This is a genomic window from Rhodovulum sp. (assembly GCF_011048875.1).
Taxonomy (GTDB): domain Bacteria; phylum Pseudomonadota; class Alphaproteobacteria; order Rhodobacterales; family Rhodobacteraceae; genus Rhodovulum; species Rhodovulum tesquicola.
Genome location: NZ_DSDD01000153.1, coordinates 1 through 17,279, shown reverse-complemented (window position 1 = coordinate 17,279; position 17,279 = coordinate 1). Strand labels below are relative to the sequence as shown.

The 17,279-nt window shown below is 69.2% G+C and carries 18 protein-coding genes and 1 pseudogene; 12 read left to right on the top strand and 7 right to left on the bottom strand.

The window, feature by feature from the left end; genetic code table 11:
- A partial coding sequence (locus tag ENN83_RS05545) for an FAD-dependent monooxygenase (protein ID WP_287185006.1) occupies window positions 1–668 on the bottom strand: 668 nt, incomplete at its 3' end.
- Between the two features lie 21 nt (window positions 669–689).
- A complete protein-coding gene (dksA, locus tag ENN83_RS05540) occupies window positions 690–1,112 on the bottom strand; it encodes an RNA polymerase-binding protein DksA (RefSeq protein ID WP_287185003.1) in 423 nt (140 codons plus the stop codon).
- A 188-nt stretch (window positions 1,113–1,300) separates the two neighbouring features.
- On the opposite strand from dksA, the gene ENN83_RS05535 reads away from it, so the two are divergent.
- The 4 genes from ENN83_RS05535 to ENN83_RS05520 all read left to right on the top strand — a co-directional run bounded on the left by ENN83_RS05535 (window position 1,301) and on the right by ENN83_RS05520 (window position 5,300).
- Complete coding sequence (locus ENN83_RS05535; protein WP_287185000.1) at window positions 1,301–2,137, top strand: AAA family ATPase; 837 nt, start codon at window positions 1,301–1,303, stop codon at window positions 2,135–2,137.
- A gap of 119 nt (window positions 2,138–2,256) precedes the next feature.
- Window positions 2,257–2,709, top strand: coding sequence for a GNAT family N-acetyltransferase (locus ENN83_RS05530; RefSeq protein ID WP_287184997.1), 453 nt, complete (start codon window positions 2,257–2,259; stop codon window positions 2,707–2,709).
- Window positions 2,706–4,073, top strand: a complete 1,368-nt coding sequence (locus ENN83_RS05525) for a DUF2927 domain-containing protein (protein ID WP_287184995.1) — start codon at window positions 2,706–2,708, stop codon at window positions 4,071–4,073. The genes ENN83_RS05530 and ENN83_RS05525 overlap by 4 nt, the downstream gene beginning before the upstream one ends.
- Before the next feature lie 42 nt (window positions 4,074–4,115).
- Window positions 4,116–5,300, top strand: a complete 1,185-nt coding sequence (locus ENN83_RS05520) for a vWA domain-containing protein (RefSeq protein ID WP_287184993.1) — start codon at window positions 4,116–4,118, stop codon at window positions 5,298–5,300.
- Window positions 5,301–5,308: 8 nt separating this feature from the next.
- Here ENN83_RS05520 and ENN83_RS05515 read toward each other — a convergent pair whose 3' ends face one another.
- Entirely contained in the window at window positions 5,309–6,115 is an 807-nt protein-coding gene (locus ENN83_RS05515) for a hypothetical protein (RefSeq protein WP_287184991.1), read from the bottom strand.
- A 131-nt stretch (window positions 6,116–6,246) separates the two neighbouring features.
- Here ENN83_RS05515 and ENN83_RS05510 point away from each other — a divergent pair, with 131 nt between their 5' ends.
- A complete protein-coding gene (locus tag ENN83_RS05510; protein ID WP_287184987.1) occupies window positions 6,247–6,942 on the top strand; it encodes a M48 family metalloprotease in 696 nt (231 codons plus the stop codon).
- A 20-nt stretch (window positions 6,943–6,962) separates the two neighbouring features.
- On the opposite strand, the gene ENN83_RS05505 is transcribed toward ENN83_RS05510, so the two are convergent.
- Together ENN83_RS05505 and ENN83_RS05500 are read right to left on the bottom strand one after the other, a co-directional pair.
- Complete coding sequence (locus ENN83_RS05505) at window positions 6,963–7,502, bottom strand: RSP_2648 family PIN domain-containing protein (protein WP_287184985.1); 540 nt, start codon at window positions 7,500–7,502, stop codon at window positions 6,963–6,965.
- On the bottom strand, window positions 7,499–8,695 hold the full coding sequence (locus tag ENN83_RS05500) for an RSP_2647 family RNA methyltransferase (protein ID WP_287184983.1): 1,197 nt from the start codon (window positions 8,693–8,695) through the stop codon (window positions 7,499–7,501). Before ENN83_RS05500 ends, ENN83_RS05505 begins: the two co-directional genes overlap by 4 nt.
- Window positions 8,696–8,829: 134 nt before the next feature.
- Between ENN83_RS05500 and edd the strand changes: the two genes are divergently transcribed.
- Window positions 8,830–10,635, top strand: a complete 1,806-nt coding sequence (gene edd, locus ENN83_RS05495) for a phosphogluconate dehydratase (protein WP_287184981.1) — start codon at window positions 8,830–8,832, stop codon at window positions 10,633–10,635.
- A gap of 57 nt (window positions 10,636–10,692) precedes the next feature.
- Window positions 10,693–11,334: a bifunctional 4-hydroxy-2-oxoglutarate aldolase/2-dehydro-3-deoxy-phosphogluconate aldolase gene (gene eda / locus ENN83_RS05490; protein ID WP_287184978.1), complete on the top strand. Its 642-nt coding sequence runs from the start codon at window positions 10,693–10,695 to the stop codon at window positions 11,332–11,334.
- Between the two features lie 21 nt (window positions 11,335–11,355).
- Here eda and ENN83_RS05485 read toward each other — a convergent pair whose 3' ends face one another.
- Both ENN83_RS05485 and ENN83_RS05480 read right to left on the bottom strand, forming a co-directional pair.
- Entirely contained in the window at window positions 11,356–11,622 is a 267-nt protein-coding gene (locus ENN83_RS05485; RefSeq protein WP_287184976.1) for a hypothetical protein, read from the bottom strand.
- Window positions 11,612–14,422 (bottom strand): glutamine-synthetase adenylyltransferase, encoded by a 2,811-nt coding sequence (locus tag ENN83_RS05480; RefSeq protein ID WP_287184974.1) that lies wholly within the window; start codon window positions 14,420–14,422, stop codon window positions 11,612–11,614. The genes ENN83_RS05485 and ENN83_RS05480 overlap by 11 nt, the downstream gene beginning before the upstream one ends.
- Before the next feature lie 89 nt (window positions 14,423–14,511).
- Between ENN83_RS05480 and ENN83_RS05475 the strand changes: the two are divergent.
- From ENN83_RS05475 to ENN83_RS05455, 5 genes and pseudogenes are all read left to right on the top strand, one after another.
- Window positions 14,512–14,712: pseudogene (locus ENN83_RS05475) on the top strand (DUF2852 domain-containing protein); the annotation flags it as partial.
- 75 nt (window positions 14,713–14,787) lie between these two features.
- Window positions 14,788–15,246 (top strand): RDD family protein, encoded by a 459-nt coding sequence (locus ENN83_RS05470; RefSeq protein ID WP_287184972.1) that lies wholly within the window; start codon window positions 14,788–14,790, stop codon window positions 15,244–15,246.
- An 83-nt stretch (window positions 15,247–15,329) separates the two neighbouring features.
- Window positions 15,330–16,166: an arginyltransferase gene (locus tag ENN83_RS05465; protein ID WP_287184970.1), complete on the top strand. Its 837-nt coding sequence runs from the start codon at window positions 15,330–15,332 to the stop codon at window positions 16,164–16,166.
- 87 nt (window positions 16,167–16,253) lie between these two features.
- A complete protein-coding gene (locus tag ENN83_RS05460; RefSeq protein ID WP_287184967.1) occupies window positions 16,254–16,658 on the top strand; it encodes a hypothetical protein in 405 nt (134 codons plus the stop codon).
- Window positions 16,565–17,279 (top strand): peroxidase family protein (locus ENN83_RS05455; RefSeq protein WP_349760099.1); only part of this gene is annotated, 715 nt, incomplete at its 3' end. The genes ENN83_RS05460 and ENN83_RS05455, both read left to right, overlap by 94 nt.

Genomic DNA, 17,279 nt, shown 5'->3' with positions numbered 1-17,279 from the left:
TCCTCGACGGCGACGATGTTGATCAGCTCGCCGCCGCGCAGCGGGTAATGCACCAGATGCCGCCCCGGTCCCATGAAGACCTGGGCGACCGGCGCGACCGGCCCGGTGGCGGGCACCAGCGCGCGCCAGGCAACCTGTCCGGTGAAGTCGGGCGCGGCCATGCCGTTCAGGGCGCCGCGCACGACCGAGTGCAGACCGTCCGCGCCGATCAGCAGATCGGCCATGGCCTGCGCCCCCTGGGCGGTGGTCAGCTGGGCGCGGCCATCCGCGATCGTGACGCCGGTGATGTCGTGCAGGAGCCGGATCTGCACCCCGGCCGCGCGGGCCGCGTCGGCCAGCATCTCGATCAGATCCGCGCGGTGGATGAAATGATAGGCTCCCCTACCGGTCGACAGGTCGAGCCGCAGAACCTCGCGCCCCGCGCGGAAATCGCGCAGATGGACCGCGCGCGCCCGCACGCCATGGGTGGCAAGCGCCGGGCCGAGGCCCAGCGCCTCGAGCACGGCGACGCCATTGGGGCTGATCTGAAGTCCCGCGCCGACCTCCCGGATCGCATCGGAGCGTTCCAGGACCACGGCCTCGGCACCGCGGCGGGCCAAGGCGGTCGCAACCGCGAGGCCCGCGATGCCGGCCCCGAGGATCGTCACCTTCCGCCCGGTCAGGGGCATGCGCCCTCCCCCGTCGTCGCCTCAGTCGTCGCGATGCACCCGTTCGCGGCGTTCATGCCGTTCCTGCGCCTCGAGGCTCAGGGTGGCGATGGGGCGGGCATCCAGCCGTTTCAGCGAGATCGGCTCGCCCGTTTCCTCGCAATAGCCGTATTCGCCATTCTCGATCCGGCGCAGCGCCGCGTCGATCTTGGCGACCAGCTTGCGCTGGCGATCCCGCGTCCGCAGTTCCAGCGCGCGGTCGGTCTCCTCGCTGGCGCGATCGGCGACATCGGGAATGTTGCGGCTGGAATCCTGAAGCCCTTCAAGGGTTTCGCGGCTTTCGTTCAGAATATCGTTCTTCCAGGCAATCAATTTGCGGCGGAAATATCCGAGCTGGCGCTCGTTCATGAAGGGTTCGTCTTCCGCAGGACGGTAATCGTCGGGCAAGAACACTTCGGCTTTCATCCCTGCTCCCTTGTCTGGACCGGGCGAAAACTCATTCATCACGATCTCTCCCCGGCGCGTCACGGGGCTGGCTATAGCCCGATCGCCGCACCGTGTCACTAGCGTTGTGGCCTCATACATGCTGCTTGCCTGTTTTGGAAGGGGCGCTAAGGTCCGTGCAGCGCGGTCGGATCTGACGGGGGAGTATCATGGCGTTCAACTCGACGGAGAGCTATGTCGCCTCGGAGGATCTGTGCGTCGCGGTCAATGCCGCGGTCGCGCTGGAGCGGCCGCTGCTGGTCAAGGGCGAGCCCGGCACCGGGAAGACCGAACTGGCCCGGCAGGTTGCCCAATCCCTGGGCATGACTCTCATCGAATGGCACATAAAATCGACCACCCGCGCCCAGCAGGGACTGTACGAATACGATGCGGTCAGCCGGTTGCGCGACAGCCAGCTTGGTGACGAACGGGTTCACGACATCGCCAATTACATCAAGCGCGGCAAGCTGTGGCAGGCCTTCGAGGCGCCGGAAAAGGTTGTTCTGCTGATCGACGAGGTCGACAAGGCGGATATCGAGTTTCCCAATGACCTGTTGCAGGAACTCGACCGGATGGAATTCCACGTCTACGAGACCGGCGAGACGGTGAGCGCGCGCCACCGCCCGGTGGTGATTATCACCTCGAACAACGAGAAGGAACTGCCCGACGCCTTTCTGCGGCGCTGTTTCTTCCATTACATCCGGTTCCCCGATGTCGAGACGATGAAGAGAATCGTCGAGGTGCATCACCCCGGCATCAGGCAGGACCTGCTGCATGCCGCGCTGACCCAGTTCTACGAGATCCGCGAGATGGACGGGCTGAAGAAACGGCCCTCGACCTCGGAGGTGCTGGACTGGCTGAAGCTGTTGCTGGCCGAGGATCTGACCCCCGAGGATCTGCGCCGCGACGGACGCAACGCCTTGCCCCGGCTGCACGGGGCGCTTCTCAAGAACGAACAGGACGTGCAGTTGTTCGAGCGGCTGGCCTTCATGGCACGGCGGGGCTGAGGCGGACCGCCACGGCGCAGGCACCGGCAACCCACCGGCTGCGCGCCCTTGTGCCGGGCCGCGCGCTCGCCCAGAATGGGAGCGGGCGGCTGTCCGCCCCGCTTGCGAAAGGTCCCCCCTTGTCCGACGTCACGATCCGCCCGCTGCGCCCCGAGGACATGCCCGAATGGCGGCGCCTGTGGTCCGGCTATCTCGACTTCTACGAGTCGGCGGTGGCACCCGAGGTCTTCGAGACGACCTTTGCGCGGCTCCTGCATGGGGGCGATCCCGACATGGGCTGCCGTCTGGCGCTGATCGGCGGGCGGCCTGCGGGGCTGGTGCATTTCATCTTTCACCGCCATTGCTGGAAGCCCGAGGGGGTCTGCTATCTGCAGGATCTGTTCGTCGAGCCGCAATTGCGCGGCCGGGGCATCGGGCAGGCGCTGATGCGCGCGGTCTATGCTGTGGCGGATGCGCGCGACGTGCCGACCGTCTATTGGACGACGGCGGCCGACAACGCGGCCGCGCGCGCGCTGTATGACCGGATCGGACGCCTGACCCCCTTCATCAAATACGAGCGAGGCCCGCGGTGACGCGTCGCGCGGCGCTTCTGCTGGCCGCCTGCCTTGCGCTGGCGGCCTGTGCAACGCCGGTTGCGGAACTGCCCGACCGGGTGCCGCCGCTATCGGCCGCGCTGCCGCCGATGAAGAGCTTTCCGGTCCGACCGGCCGAGCCGCCGACGCGCTCGAACGCCCAGATCGCGCGGGATTTCCTGGACCTGTCCTTCCGCATGGAAAGCGGCCGGCCGCTGGCGGTGATGTCGCGTTTCGAGGGGCCGGTGCGGGTGCGGGTGACGGGGGCGCCGCCGCCCAGCCTGGGCCCCGATCTGGCGGCGCTGATCGCGCGGCTCAGGCGCGAGGCGGGGATCGACATCGCGCGCGTTGCTGCCGACCAGCCCGCCGAGATCACCATCGAGGTGCTGCCGCGCGCCCGGTTGCAGCGCGCTGTGCCGCGAGCGGCCTGTTTCGTCGTGCCAAGGGTGTCGGATTGGGAGGAATACCGCCGCGCCCGGCGCAGCGCGACCGTGGACTGGACCACGCTGGTCACGCGTGAGCGGGTGGCGATCTTCCTGCCCGGCGATGTCAGCCCGCAGGAGGTGCGCGACTGCCTGCACGAGGAACTGGCCCAGGCGCTGGGGCCGCTGAACGACCTTTACCGGCTGCCCGATTCGGTCTTCAACGACGACAATTTCCACACGGTCCTGACCGGCTTCGACATGCTGATCCTGCGGATTTACTACGCGCCGGAGTTGCGCTCGGGCATGACCCGGGCGCAGGTGGCGCAGATCCTGCCGGGGCTGCTGGCGCGGATGAACCCGCGCGGCGAGGGGCGGGCGGGCGCGCCCGTCGCGCAGACCTCGCGCGACTGGATCGAGGCGATCGAGACTGCGCTGGGGGCGGGCACCTCGGCCCCGCGCCGACGCGCGGCCGCCGAACGCGCCGTGGCCATCGCCCGCGCGCGCGGATGGCAGGACGGGCGGCTTGCGTTCAGCCTGTTCGCGCTGGGGCGGCTGTCGATCGGCGAGCGGCCCGAACTGGCGCTGGCGGCCTTCCTGCAGGCGGGCGAGATCTATGCCGCGCGCCCCGAGACGCGGATTCACCTGGCCCATGTCGGCATGCATCTGGCCGCCTTCGCGCTGTCGGCGGGCCAGCCGCGCGCCGCACTGGACATGGCCAACGCCAATCTCGCCGCGGCGACGCGCGGGCAGGACGCGGCCCTTCTGGCAACGCTTCTGCTGATCAAGGCCGAGGCGCTGGAGGCATTGGGCCGGTCGGGCGAGGTGCGCACGGTGCGCCAGGAGGCGCTGGGCTGGGGTCGCTACGGCTTCGGCAGCGACAGCGAGCTGCGCAGCCGGACCGAGGAGATCGCCGCGCTGAACCGTGCAAGGCGAAGCTGAGCCCCCTTCCCTGCGCGCCGCCGCCGCCCTATCCTGCGGCCCATGTTCCTGCCGTTCTTCCAGTCGCTGCGCGCCGCCGGGATCCCCGTTTCGCTGAGGGAATATCTGGGCTTTCTCGAAGGGGTGAAGGCGGGACTGGTGACCTATGACGTCGAGGGCTTCTATTACCTCGCCCGCACCGTGATGGTGAAGGACGAGCGCCTTCTGGACCGCTTCGACCGCGCATTCGCCGAGAGCTTTTCAGGGCTGGAAGAGATCGGCCCCGGCGATGTGCTGGAGGCGCTGGACCTGCCCGAGGACTGGCTGCGCAAGCTCGCCGAAAGGCACCTTTCCGCGGAGGAACGCGCCGAGATCGAGGCGCTGGGCGGGCTCGACAAGCTGATGGAGGCGCTCAAGGAGCGGCTCAGGGATCAGCAGGGCCGCCACCAGGGCGGCAACAAGTGGATCGGCACCGCAGGCACCTCGCCCTTCGGCGCCTGGGGCTACAATCCCGAAGGCGTGCGCATCGGACAGGACGTCTCGCGCCACCGCAAGGCGGTCAAGGTCTGGGACCGGCGCGAGTTCCGCAATCTGGACGATTCGGTGGAACTGGGAACGCGCAACATCAAGGTCGCGCTGAAACGGCTGCGCCGCTGGGCGCGGGCGGGCGCCCATCACGAGCTGGACCTTGACGAGACGATCCGCGCCACCGCCGATCACGGCTATCTCGACGTGCGCACCCGGCCCGAGCGGCACAATGCGGTCAAGGTGATCCTGTTTCTCGATGTCGGCGGGTCGATGGACGACCATGTGGGCGTGGTCGCGGAACTTTTCTCGGCCGCGCGCTCCGAGTTCAAGCACCTGGAGCATTACTATTTCCACAACTGCCTTTACGAAGGCGTCTGGCGCGACAACCGCCGCCGCTGGTCCGAGGTGATCCCCACCGCCGAGTTGCTGCGCACCTACGGGCCGGACTACAAGTGCATCTTTGTCGGCGATGCCAGCATGAGCCCCTACGAGATCGCCTTTGCGGGCGGCGCGAACGAGCACTGGAACGCAGAACCGGGCCGCGTCTGGCTGGAACGGGCCCGTGCGCAATGGCCGGGCAACCTGTGGATCAACCCGGTGCCGGAACGCCACTGGCCCTATACCCAGTCGATCGAGATGATCCGCGGGATCTTCGAAGGGGCGATGGTGCCGATGACGCTGGACGGGATCGAACGCGGGATGAAGGCGCTGGGCCGCTAGGCGCGTCCTCAACCCGGGAAGATGCTGTCGATCTTGGCCGAGAACTGCGCCCAGGTCATGGTGGCGCGGTTGCCGGCATAGCCGTGGTAATGCGACTTGCCGCTGGAATTGGGAAAGCCCGCCCAGATCCTGGCGAGGTTGTTCATGAAGCTGCGCCGGTCGATGCTGCCCGCCAGGAACGCGCCCATCCCCGCCTCTTCGAGCAGCAGATCGGCCAGGCGGTCCTGCACCTCGGGCGAAAACCGCGTACGTTCGTCGATACCGAGCTCATTGACCAGGCGGCGCAGGGTCGAGGGGATGAACTGATAGCGGCCGATGGCATGGGGCTGACGCGGGGTAGCCTTGATCCAGGCATAGATCTCGGCGATGGACATCTCGGTCGGGCGCCGGGGCGGCGGAATGCGCGCGCCGTGCTGGACGGCATCATAGCCCTTGGACCCGGCCTCGGCCCGGGCGATCAGGTCACGCACGCTGGCGGCGAAGAAGGCGCTGGTTCCCGATAGCCGCAGCCCGACCGGTCCCTGGCCAAGCCCGTTCCGCCCCTCGCGCAGGCGCACCCGCTCGGCCCGCGGGGTGCCGGGGGCGAACAGGCTTGCACCCTCGCGCCCGGCGAACAGGCTGGGACCGGCCCTCTCGTCCGTATCGGGCGCGTCCTGCATCACGGGAGGGGCATGTCGCACCGGCACGAGTGCGCTGCCCGCGCCGAAGATCCCCCCCTCGCCCAGAAGCGACACGGCCTGCGCGGACGCTGCCCCGGGCAAGCCGGTGCAGACCGCCAGCAGGGCGAGTGCGAGTATCTGTCTGCGCAAGGGCATGCGCCTCTCGTTCTGAGCGGGTGACATCGCGGCAAGGATCGGGGCAAGAGGTTCACATTTCGTTGCCGGTCGCGCGAAAGTCGTTGGCGCCCCGGATTGCCAGCGCCCCCCGACTGCCCCATATCTGGCCCATGCTGAAGTTCACACCGATCCTTCTGGCGGTTCTCTACGCGCTCGCGATGTATCATTTTTCGGCCTGGCGCACCGCGCGCGAGCTGGATGCGCGGTCGTCCGAACTGGCCGATGCGCGGCTCAAGCGGCTGACCGACCGGATGGCCGAGGCGCTCGATCTGCCGCGGGTCCGGGTGCATGTCTACGAGATCGCGCCGGTGAACGGGCTGGCCGCCCCCGACGGGCGCATCTTCCTGACGCGGGGATTCTACGACCGCTACCGCGCAGGCGAGGTCAGTGCCGAGGAACTGGCCAGCGTGGTCGCGCACGAACTGGGCCATGTGGCGCTGGGGCATACGCGGCGGCGGATGATCGACTTCTCGGGGCAGAACGCGCTGCGCACGGCGCTGGCGATGGTGCTGGGCCGGTTCCTGCCCGGCATCGGGGCGATGATCGCGAACGCGCTGGCCTCGCTGCTGGCGGCACGGCTGAGCCGTCGGGACGAATACGAGGCCGACGCCTATGCCGCCGCGCTGCTGACCAAGGCGGGGATCGGGACCGGGCCGCAGAAATCGCTGTTTCACAAGCTCGACGAACTGACCGCGGGACGTGGCGGGGTCATGCCCGCCTGGCTGATGAGCCATCCGAAGACCGAGGAGCGTATCAAGGCCATCGAAACGCTTGAGGCGCGCTGGACAGCCGTCACCGGCCAGTGACGCCCGGCACCAGGCGCGCGCTAGGCCAGTGCCTTGCCCAGACGCGGCAGCCGCGCGCGTTTCATCAGGGCGCGCAGGGGCAGCGCCTCGCCCGACAGCCGTTCGGCCTCTGCATGCACCCGCGCCACGACCGCTTCGACCTCGGCGGGCTGCGCCTGCCACAGCTCGCGCAGCATCTGGTCGGGGTCCACGCGCCGCAACCCTTCGTCGGCGAGGGTCTGGCGCGGGAAGTCCTGCGCGTTGAAGGTCACGATCAGGTCGGCCCCGCCGGCGATGGCGGCGGCCAGAACGTGAATATCGTCCGGATCGGGTAGCCAGAGCCGAGCTTCGAGCCCCGGTTTCGGCGCCACCTCTGTCCCCGGCCAGGTGGTGCGGACCAGCGCGATCTCGGCGCGGGCCTGCGTCTCGCCCATCGGTCCCAGCTTGCGCGCGGCGCGTGCCCATTCCTCCAGGATGCGCGCCGACCAGAGCGGGGTGAACAGCCCCTCGGCCGCGACACCCAGCAGGATTTCCCGCAGCACCGTGGGATAAAGCACGCAGGCGTCCAGCAGCGCCTTCATGGGGCCAGCCGGAACACCAGCGCCTTGAGATAGCCCGACTCGGCCAGTTGCGGCAGCACCGGATGGTCCGGCCCGGCAAAGCCCGTGAAGACGATCTGCGAGCGCCGCCCCGCCTTGCCGATGCCGCGGGCAGACGCCGTGCGGAACCGCGTCAGGTCCGCCGCATGGGAACAGGAACACAGGCAAAGGAAACCGCCCGGCGCCACCAGCCCCGCCGCCAGACGCGCCACCCGTTCATAGGCGCGCAACCCCGCCTCGAGCGCCTGTTTCGAGGGCGCGAATGCGGGCGGGTCGCAGATCACCATATCGAACCGGGCACCTTCGGCCGCCAGCGCGGCCATCGCGTCGAAGGCATCGCCCCGGCGCGTCTGGAACCGCTCGGCCGCACCCATCGCCGCCGCGCCCTGTTCGGCCAGGACCAGAGCCGGGGCAGAGCCATCCACCGCCAGCGCATGCACCGCCCCACCGGCCAGCGCCGCCAGCGCAAAGCCGCCGACATGGGAAAACACGTCCAGCACGCGCGCGCCCCGCGCCAGCCCCTGCACGAAGGCATGGTTGGGCCGCTGGTCGTAGAACAGCCCCGTCTTCTGCCCGCCCAGCAGATCGGCCATGTAGACCGCGCCGTTCATCGGCACCGGAACCGGCCCCTCCAGCGCGCCGCGCAGCACCACGGTTTCCTCGGCCAGCCCTTCCAGCCCGCGGGCGCGGCCGGTGCCGTTCTTGACCACGGCCGCGACACCCGTGACCGAAACCAGCGCTTCGGCCAGCGCGTCCAGATGGTTTTCGGCCCAGGCGGCGTTGGGCTGGATCACCGCCGTCGCGCCGAAGCGGTCGATCACCACGCCGGGCAGCCCGTCGGCCTCGGCATGGACCAGCCGGTAGAAGGGCGCGTCATAAAGCCGTTCGCGCAGCGCCAGCGCGCGCGACAACCGCGCCGCCAGCCAGTCCGGCCCGATCACCGCCTTGGGGTCGGGGTCCATCATGCGCGCGATGATCTTCGAGACAGGGTTCACCGTGACCAGGCCCAGCGGCTGACGTTCGGCATCCTCCAGCAGGGCGAACGCTCCGGGCGCCAGCGCCTTGGTGCGCCGGTCGGTGACCAGTTCATCGGCATAGACCCAGGGGAATCCATGGCGAAGCGCGCGGGTCTCGACCTTGGGGCGCAAGCGGACGGTGGGGCGGGGATCGGTCATGTGCTTTCCTTACGCCTGCCATGAGGCCGCGAAAAGAGGGGATTGTCGCCCGCTTGGCCTCTGGCGGGCTTTCCTTGTTAGCGCTAACCGCCTATACCCGGTCTCAGCCCCCGACCCGGACGAGGAGACGGCCCATGGCGCTGAACCCCGTGCTTGCCGCGGTGACCGAGGCGATCGCTTCGCGGTCGCGCCCGACCCGCGCCGCTTATCTGGAACGGATTGCCCGCGCCGCCGAGCAGGGCCCGGCGCGCGCGCATCTGACCTGCGGCAACCAGGCCCATGCCTATGCCGCGATGGGCGCGGCCAAGGATCGGCTGGCCGAGGGACGCGCGCCCAATCTGGGCATCGTCACGGCCTATAACGACATGCTGTCCGCGCATCAGCCGCTTGAACGTTTCCCCGACCTGATCCGCGCCGCCGCAGCCGAGGCGGGCGCGACGGCACAGGTGGCGGGCGGCGTGCCTGCCATGTGCGACGGCGTCACGCAGGGCCGGGCGGGGATGGAACTGTCGCTGTTCTCGCGCGACGTGATCGCGATGGCGGCTGCGGTGGCGCTGTCGCATGACTGCTATGACGCGGCGGTGTTCCTTGGCGTCTGCGACAAGATCGTGCCGGGGCTGGTGATCGCCGCCGCCAGTTTCGGCCATATCCCGGCGGTGTTCCTGCCCGCGGGGCCGATGACCTCCGGCCTGCCCAACGACAAAAAGGCCCGCGTGCGCCAGCGCTTTGCCACGGGAGAGATCGGGCGCGAGGAATTGATGGCGGCCGAAATGGCGTCCTATCACGGGCCGGGCACCTGCACCTTCTACGGCACCGCGAATTCCAACCAGATGCTGATGGAGGTGATGGGCCTGCACCTGCCCGGCGCCAGTTTCGTCAACCCCAACACGCCCTTGCGCGATGCACTGACGGTAGCGGGGGCGAAACGTGCGCTGGAGATCACCGCGCTGGGCAACGCCTATACGCCTGCGGGCCATGTGCTGGACGAACGCGCCTTTGCCAACGGGATCGTGGGGCTGATGGCGACGGGCGGCTCGACCAACCTGGTGCTGCACCTGCCCGCGATGGCACGGGCGGCGGGGATCGTGCTGGATCTTGACGATTTCGCCCGACTGTCCGAGGTGACGCCGCTGATGGCGCGGGTCTATCCCAACGGGCTGGCGGATGTGAACCATTTCCACGCGGCCGGCGGGCTTGGCTATCTGATCGGCGAATTGCTGGGCGCCGGGCTTCTGCATCCCGATACCCTGACCGTCGCGGGACCGGGGCTTGACCGCTATACGCAGGAACCGCGGCTGATCGACGGCGCGCTTCATTGGGTTGCGGGCGCGGGCGCCAGCCTGAACGACGCGATCCTGCGCCCCGCCGCCGATCCCTTCCAGCCCAGCGGCGGGCTCAAGGCGCTGTCGGGCAACCTTGGCCGCGGCATCGTCAAGACCTCGGCCGTCGCGCCCGAGCGCCACATCATCGAGGCCCCCGCGCGGATCTTCGAAAGCCAGGAGGACGTCAAGGCCGCCTTCAAGCGCGGCGAGTTCACCCGGGATACCGTTGTCGTCGTCCGCTTCCAGGGGCCGCGCGCGAATGGCATGCCGGAACTGCATTCCCTGACCCCGACACTCGCCGTGCTTCAGGATCGCGGGCTCAAGGTTGCGCTGGTCACCGACGGGCGGATGTCGGGGGCCAGCGGCAAGGTGCCCGCCGCCATCCACCTCACGCCCGAGGCGGCCGGGGGCGGCCCGCTTGCGCGGCTAAGGGATGGCGACGTGATCCGGCTGGATGCCGTGGCAGGTACGGTCGATGTCACGACACCCGAAGCGCTCGACCGCCCGCCCGCAACCCCGGGCCTTTCGGCCAATGCGACAGGAATGGGGCGCGAGCTGTTCGCGGCCTTCCGCGCCCATGCCGGCCCCGCGACCGAGGGGGCAAGCCTGATCCTGTGACTTCTTCTTGGCACAAATACCCATGACCCGCCCTGCCACCCCGCGAAAAGGCCTGCCATGACGCCCCACGCTGCCAGCGAGATCCTCGAAACCCTGTGCCGCCAGGCCCCGGTGATCCCGGTTCTCGTGATCGAGGATGCCGCCCATGCCCGCCCGCTGGCCGAGGCGCTGGTCGAGGGCGGGCTGCCGGTTCTGGAGGTCACCCTGCGCACGCCCGCCGCGCTGGAGGCGATCCGCGAAATGACGCAGGTCGCGGGCGCGACCGTCGGCGCGGGCACGCTGATCACGCCCGAAGATGTCGAGGCCGCGCAAGGCGCAGGCGCGCGCTTCGGCGTGTCCCCCGGCGCGACGCCTATGCTGCTGGACGCGGCGCGGGCGGGCGCGCTGCCGCTGTTGCCGGGGGCGGCCACGGCGACCGAGGCGATGGCGCTGCTTGAAAGAGGCTTCAGCGTGCAAAAATTCTTTCCCGCCGAGGCCGCGGGCGGCGTCGCGGCGCTCAGGGCGCTGGGCGCTCCCCTGCCCCGCATCCGCTTCTGCCCCACGGGGGGCATCGGTCCGGCAAATGCGGCCGACTACCTCGCCTTGCCGAACACGCTTTGCGTGGGCGGGTCCTGGGTGGCGCCCGGGGCAGTGGTGGCGGCGGGCGACTGGGCGGGGATCACGGCGCTGGCCCGCGCGGCCGCCGGGCTGGGGCGCTAGCCGCAGCGGTCGGGCTTTCGATCAGCTGCGCCGACCCCGGGCCCCGCCCCGCCGCCGCGCAACAGGGCCGTTGTCGAGCCCGGCGCGCAGCACAGCCGTCATCGGATGATCGGGCGCAGCCGCGCCATATTCCGCGATGAGCCGCTTCAATACCTGCCCTGCGACGACCTCCGCGGGCAACGACAGCGCCCGGTCGAGAAAGATCGAGGGGCATTCCTCGGGCCCGATTTCCTCGATCCGGCAGGCCTCTCGGATCAGCCCCTTGGGGTCGGCCGCTTCAATCCGCATCGCGCGCTTCCACCGGGCCGCGTGCGATCACCGCTTCGATCACCTCCGCCGCCTTGGCGCGCCCCTGGTCAAGCAGCGCCTCGAGCGCTGCCGCATCCTCTGCCCCGGTGCCGCGCAAAAGGAAGGTCAGCCCGCCTTCGCCCAGCCGGGCCGGATCGAGCGGCGCCTCGGAGATGAGCCGGGCCGCGCCCTGCACCTTTCGCGACAGCGTATAGGTATCGCAAAGCGCCTGCGCCTCGTCCGCGCCCAGCCATCCGGACGCGACGCCGGCCTCCAGTTGCTCGGCCACCGAGGTCGCCGGGCTGGCAGCGATCAACGCCGCGGCCGAGGCGATCAGTTCGATATCCTGCCCCCGCCCCGGCCCCTGCTTGCCGTCCCAGGCGGATCTTGCGGGTCTGGCCTCGGCCAGCCTGCGGCGCATGTCGACCACACCGGCGAGCACCCGGCCCGGATCCGCCTTGTCGGTCAGAAGCTCGCGCCGGAACGCCTCGACCTCGTCGGCCAATGCCGGATCGCCTGCCACGGGCCGCGCCCGCGTCAGCGCCAGATGTTCCCAGGTCCAGGCCTCCTCGCGCTGGTAGTTGCGGAAGCTCTGGAGCGAGGTCGCCACCGGCCCCTGATTGCCCGAGGGGCGCAGGCGCATGTCGACCTCGTAAAGCTTGCCCTCGGCCATCGGCGCGGTCAGCGCGGTCACCAGCGCCTGGGTCAGCCGGGCGTAGTAGGCCCGCGCGGCCAGCGGGCGACGGCCCTGGGACGCCTCGACCCCGTCGGCATCGTAGATCACGATGAGGTCCAGATCGGATTTCGCCGTCAGCGACCCCGCCCCCAGCGAGCCCATGCCCAGCACGACAGCCCCCTTGCCCGGCGGCGCCCCGTGCTTGGCCGCGAACCCCGCCACCACATGTGGCCAGAGCGCGGCCAGAACCGCCTCGGCCAGATCGGCATATTCGCGTCCCGCCTCGCCCGCGTCGATCAGCCCGCGCAGGAAGTGCACCCCCACGCGGAAATGCCATTCCTTGGTCCAGGCGCGGGCGGCATCGAGCTGGCGTTCGTAATCCTTCAGCGCCGCCAGATGCGCGGACAGCGCCCCCTGCAATGCCGCGCACCCCGGCCAGGGCTGGAAGAAATCGCCGCCGATCACCGCGTCCAGCACGCCCGCATTGCGCGAAAGATACTGGGCAAGCTCGGGCGAGACGCTGGTGATGTCGATGATCAGGTCGATAAGCTGCGGATTGGCCTGGAACAGCGAGAAAAGCTGCACCCCCGCAGGCAATCCCGACAGGAAACCGTCGAAGGCGGCGAACGCCTCGATGGGCCGGGGGGCGGCGGTCAGGCGGGTCAGAAGGTCGGGTTTCAGCCGGTTGAAGATCTCGCGCGCGCGGGCCGAACGCAGGCAGGGGTAATGCGGCCAGCGCTCGACGAACTCGCCCGCGTTTTCGGGCAGTTCGGGCAGGGCATTGTCCGTACCGGGGCGGCCGGGCTGGAAGAACCCTTCGGTCAGGCCCGAGACGCGGCTCAGCCGTGCGGTCAGATCCGCCCGCCAGGCGGCAGGATCGCCCCATCCGCAGAAATGCGCGATCCGGTCCAGCCCCTCGGCAGTGGCCGGCAGCTTGTGGGTCTGGGCGTCGTTCACCATCTGCAAGCGGTGCTCGACCTCGCGATGGGCGCGGTAATCCGTGCTCAGCCTGTCGGCCACGTCCTGCGGCACCCAGCCCTTGGCCGCAAGCCGCGCCAGCCCCTCGAGCGTGCCGCGCACCCGCAGGTCGGCATCGCGCCCGCCCGCGATCAACTGGCGGGTCTGGGTGAAGAATTCGATCTCGCGGATGCCGCCCTGCCCCAGCTTCATGTCATGGCCTTCCAGCGCCAGCGCGCCGTGCAGCCCCTTGTGATTGCGGATCTTCAGCCGCATGTCATGGGCGTCCTGGATCGCGGCGAAATCCAGATGCTTGCGCCAGACGAAGGGGCGCAACCGGTCGAGATAGGCCCAGCCCGCCGCGATATCGCCCGCGCAGGGCCGGGCCTTGATATGGGCGGCGCGCTCCCATGTCCGGCCGAGGCTTTCGTAATAGCGTTCGGCCGCCTCCATCGAGATGCAGACCGGCGTCACGCTGGCATCGGGGCGCAGCCGCAGGTCGGTGCGGAAGACATAGCCTTCGCCCGTAAGTTCCGACAGCAGCGCCGTCATCCGGCGGGTGATCTTGACGAAACCGCTGCGTGCCTCGTGGAAATCGGCCTCGTCAAAGCGATCCTGATCGAACAGCATGATCAGGTCGATATCCGAGGAATAGTTCAGCTCATGCGCGCCCTGCTTGCCCATGGCCAGCGCCACCATGCCGCCCGCGGTTCCGGCATCGGCCTCGGTCAGGCCGGGCAGCTTGCCGCGCGCGATCTCGGCCGCGACAAGGCGTTTCAGCGAAGTGTCGACGCAAAGATCGGCGAAATCGGTCAGCGCGGCGGTGACGCGCTCCAGCGGCCAGGCCCCGCCCAGATCGGCCAGCGCGATCAGCAGCGCCGCGCGTCGCTTGGCCTGCCGGAGCCCCGATTTCAGCCCATCGAGCGGCAGCGCGCGGACCTCGTCCAGCAGCCCGGCAAGGACGGCATCCGGGTCGGCGGCCAGCGCCGCCTCGAGCCAGCCGGTTTCCTGAACCATCAGCCCCCAGAGATAGGGGCTGCACCCGGCGGTTCCGGCCAGCAATTCGCGGATCTCAGGGGGCTGCGACGCAAAGCGGCCGGCCGCCTCGACGGCGCGGTCGGGCTCGTGCGGGACGGGCGAACGGGTCAGGCGGGCGGCAAGGCTCATGGCGTCTTGATGCCGGGCGCGCGCGCGGGGGTCAACGGGGTTGCGCCCTGCCCTGTGCGGCGCTGGTCCGGCCGCGGGGACGGAGGGCAGCGGATGAGCAAGAGCCTGAAACGGGTGCGCGCGACGCATTCCGGTCGTCGGGCAATGCCGCGTTCGATGCCTACAAGGCCGACACGCTGCACCGGCTGCGCGAGGCAAGGGACAAGGCCGAGTTCGACCAGTTCATGAAAGACCGGGCCCGCCGCGCCCGCGAGACGCCCCCGGCGCCCGAAATGCCCGTGGGTGCCTGATCGCACGACCCGCGCGCCCTGCCTAGGGCGCGCGCCCCCCTTGCCCCGCCGGAAAGGTCCGCCCAAATGTTCGACATGACCGACCAGCCCGATCCCCTCTGGGGCCTGCCCGACCCCGTGCTGCATGCCGAGTTCTACAGGAACGTGCCCACCAAGCGCCTGGTCGCCTGGGTGGTGGACACGGTTCTGATCCTGCTGATCGCGCTTCTGGTCCTGCCCTTCACCGCCTTCGCGGCGGTCTTCGTGCTGCCGCTGTTCGTGGCGTTGGTGGGTTTTGTCTACCGCGTGGCGACGCTGGCGCACGGATCGGCCACCTGGGGGATGCGCCTGATGGCGATCGAGATCCGCAATGGCCGGGGCGAGCGGCTGGACAGCCAGACCGCGGCGCTGCACACGCTGGTCTACTCGCTCGGCATGGCCTTCGTGCTGCCGCAGGTGGTGTCGATCGTGCTGATGCTGACCGGCGCGCGGGCGCAGGGGCTGCATGACATGCTGCTGGGCACGGCCGCCATTAACCGTCCTGCAAGGTTCTGAGCCCCTTCCTCTTGGCAGCACGCATAATCGGGTGTTAGCTTTGTGACGAAACCACGACCGAATTTTGTCCGACCCCGAGCGTCATGCGCCACACTCTTCCGCTTGCGCCGCAATTCTATGTGACGGCCCCCCAGCCCTGCCCCTATCTGGCGCGCCGGATGGAGCGGAAGCTGTTCACGGCGTTGCAGGGCGACAATGCCGAACTTCTGAACGACGCGCTGTCGAAACAGGGCTTCCGGCGGTCGCAGAACGTGCTCTATCGCCCGGCCTGCGCCGATTGCTCGGCCTGTCTGTCGGCGCGCATCCGGGTTGCCGATTTCCGGCCCAATCGCAGCCAGCGCAAGGCAAGGGCGCGCAATTCCGACCTTCGCCGTCAGTCCTGCGCGCCCTGGGCCACCGAAGAGCAATACGCCCTGTTCCGCCGCTACCTGGACAGCCGCCACGCCAATGGCGGCATGGCCGACATGGACATTTTCGAGTTCGCCGCGATGATCGAGGAGACGCCGATCCGCTCGCGCGTGGTGGAATACAGTGCCGAACCCAACAACGGCGAGAGGCGCCGCCCGCTGATCGCGGTCAGCCTGACCGACATCCTGGATGACGGGTTGTCGATGGTCTATTCCTTCTACGACCCCGACCGCGCGCGCAGTTCGCTGGGCTCCTATATCATCCTCGACCATATCGAGATCGCCCGCGAGGCCGGGCTGCCCTATGTCTATCTCGGCTACTGGGTGCCGGGCAGTCCCAAGATGGGCTACAAGTCGAATTTCGACGCGCTCGAGATCTTCAAGAACGGCCATTGGCAGGATATCGGCGACCCGGCCTCGCACACGGGCGAGACCCACCCGCTTTCGGTGGCGCCCATCGCCGAGCAGGTCGCGCGCATCACCCTGCCCGATACCCAGCCGATCGAGGGCTGAGTCCGGCCAACGGCGCCCCGGCCGCCATCCGACCCGCGCCCAGCTTGATCACCTGTCGGACATGACGATCCGGGCAGTTTCGGGCGCATGTTCCCCGGCCTGCCCGGGCTGCATGTCGATGACGACAAGCTGATGGCGCTGGCCGAGGCGATGATGGACGATGGCGGCCAGAGCGACCACAACAAGGCGATCCCGACCGGGTTCACCTATCTGCGCCAGTTCGTCGACCATGACATCACGCTGGACCTGACCTCGCTGGGCGACAAGATGCGCGACCCGACCGCGGTGCGCAATTTCCGCAGCCCCGCGCTGGATCTCGACAGCGTCTACGGGCGGGGCCAGATGGCAGTCCGCATCTTCATGCCCGCGACCCCGCCACCGGACAACCGACGCCGAAGCTGCTGCTCGGGCGCAACATCACCTTCGGCTTCGGCAATGTCACGGGCGAGTTCCGCAACGACCTGCCGCGCAGCCCCGAGGGGCAGGCACTGATCGGCGATCACCGCAATGACGAGAACCTGATCGTCGCCCGGACGCATCTGGCTTTCCTCAAGTTCCACAACACGGTCGTGGACCTGCTGGCGGCGCAGGGCGTCGAGGGCCGCGCCCTTTTCCAGGAGGCCCGCCAGATCGTGACCTGGCATTACCAGTGGATCGTGCTGCATGATTACCTGGACCGGCTGGCCGGACCCGGCGCGGCCGAGCGCATCCTGCATGACGGACGCAAGTTCTACCGGTTCAAGAAGATGCCCTACATGCCGGTCGAGTTCTCGGGCGCGGCCTATCGGCTGGGTCATACGATGGTGCGGCAGGATTACGACTACAACCGCGTCTTCCCGAACGCGACATTCGACCTGCTGTTCGGCTTTACCGGGCTGCCGGGCCGGATCCTCGGCGGGCTGCCCCCCGAACCGCCGCCCGCCGCGCCGCTGCCGGCCCCGCATCTGCCGTCGGACCGGAGATCATCGACCGGCGCCGGTTCTACGAGATCGAGGCAGGCCACAGCCCGCAGGCCTCGCGCAGGCTCGATCCGATGCTGGCCGAGGAATTGCACCGCTTGCCCGGCGGTGGCGGCAACCTGGCCTTCCGCAATCTTCGGCGCGGGGTGCGGAT